General features: G+C 78.6%; 1 pseudogene. It reads left to right on the forward strand.

The annotated features are described in order from the left end of the window. Nucleotides 1-1,031, forward strand: a pseudogene (locus AX737_RS34300) (hypothetical protein); the annotation flags it as partial.

Below are 1,031 nucleotides of genomic sequence, written 5' to 3' on the forward strand. Positions count from 1 at the left end.
CGAGCATGTGGTGGCGGCCAAGAACCGCTGGGCCCGCGCCGTCCTGGGCTTTCGCGATCTGGCGCCCGAGACCTGGTACGCCCTCGACTTCACCCTGGCCTGGGATCCGGCCGAGGAGGCCGGCGGCGCCCTCGACTTCGCGCTGGTCGGCTTCGACTTCCTGGCCCCCGACGGGTCGAGCCTCGACCTCGAATCCGTGCCGGGGCTGGTGCGCACCCTGCCGGATCCCCACGGGATCTGGCTGCCCGGCCCGGCCTACCGGCCGGAGGGCGCGCGCGCGGCGGCGCTGCGCGTCGCCTTCCGGGTGCCCGCGCCCGCCAGCGACCTCGCCCTGGGCTTCCGCTCCTGGCGCAACACCGCGCCGTTCGGGGTCTCGGGCGTGCGGCTGCGCCCGGTCGTGACCGGGCCCGGGGGGGCGCCCGCTCCGGGCGCGCGCCGCCGCCGGCTCGGTCCCGAGCCGCTGGTCCTCGTCCAGGCCCTGGTGCCGGGCGCCGGCCTCGTCCTGCGCGGCCAGATCTTCTCCGAGCGGCCCGACGAGCACGCGGCCTATGCGGGCCTGCGCTACCGGGACGCGGCGGGGGCGGAGCTGCCCCTGCCCTATCCCGACACCGTGTCGGTGCCCGGCCACGGCGCCTCCGTGAACCTGCCGGCCCGGCCGCAGGCGCGCCGCTTCACCCTGACGCTGCGCCCGCCCCCCGGGGCCGTCACGGCCGAGCTGGCTTTCCGCACCTGGGAGGAGGCGGACGAGGACCCGCCCGCGGTCGAGCTGGTGGCCGCGCCCGAGGTGGCGCTGGAGGAGCGCTTCCGCCTGGAGAGCCTCTGCGGCGACGACCTCCTCGACGGACCGGCCTTCCTGGCCCGGCTCGCCGAGCGTCTCGGGCTCGAATCCGGGGCCGAGGCCGGCTGGATGCCGGGGGCCGGCGAGGCCGCGGCGGACGGCCAAGGGAGCGGCGAAGGGAGCGGCGAAGGGAGCGGCGAAGGGAGCCGCGGAGAGGGCGGCGAGGCCGCGGCGGCGCCCGTTCCACCGCCCC

The sequence above is a fragment of the Methylobacterium sp. CCH5-D2 genome (assembly GCF_001556475.1).
In the GTDB taxonomy this organism is placed as follows: domain Bacteria; phylum Pseudomonadota; class Alphaproteobacteria; order Rhizobiales; family Beijerinckiaceae; genus Methylobacterium; species Methylobacterium hispanicum.